The sequence below is a fragment of the Oleiphilus sp. HI0067 genome, from assembly GCF_001635735.1.
This window is the reverse complement of record NZ_LWFI01000527.1, coordinates 1-668: the sequence shown is the minus strand read 5'-3', so window position 1 is coordinate 668 and position 668 is coordinate 1. Positions and strand designations below refer to the sequence as shown.

Below are 668 nucleotides of genomic sequence, written 5' to 3'. Positions count from 1 at the left end.
TGCATCAGAAATCTTTGCAGGCGCCATTCAGGACTACGATCGCGGTATCGTGATGGGCTCTCAAACCTTTGGTAAAGGTACCGTTCAATCTGTTCGTCCTTTAAACCACGGCCAGCTTAAAATCACTCAAGCTAAGTTTTATCGCATCTCGGGTGCCAGCACACAGCATAAAGGCGTTGTACCAGACATTCTGATCCCTGATACGGTCGATACGACTAAAGTAGGTGAAGATTCTCTTGAAAACGCTCTTCCTTGGGATGCTATTGCAGCGGCCGATTTTAAACAACTCGCTAGCAACGACGGTGTTGAAACAGTATTGAATCAACGCCATAAAGAGCGCTTTGCGAAAAACGAAGAATACCAAGTCTTACTTGAAGAGATTGCATTGCTCGATAAGCAACGCACAAAAGATCGCGTATCTCTCAATAAAGAAGTTCGCCAAAAAGAAATCAAGACAGCTGAAAAAGAGCAACTCGACTTAGAAAACAAACGTCGTAGCTTTGATGGCAAAGAACCTTACGCTGATTTCAAGGCATGGGAAGATGACGTCGAAGCTCAAGCAAGCAAGACGCAGAGCGACGAACTCGAAATAGACTTTATCGTTGACGAGAGCGTCGAGGTATTGCTTGATTTCATTGAAGCAACTGCAAAAGCTTCGATCGCAAAAG

The 668-nt window shown here is 44.6% G+C and carries 1 protein-coding gene; it reads left to right on the top strand.

The window, feature by feature from the left end; translation table 11 throughout:
• Positions 1-668: carboxy terminal-processing peptidase (locus tag A3739_RS06190; RefSeq protein WP_197472111.1), on the top strand; the 668-nt coding region annotated here is incomplete at both ends.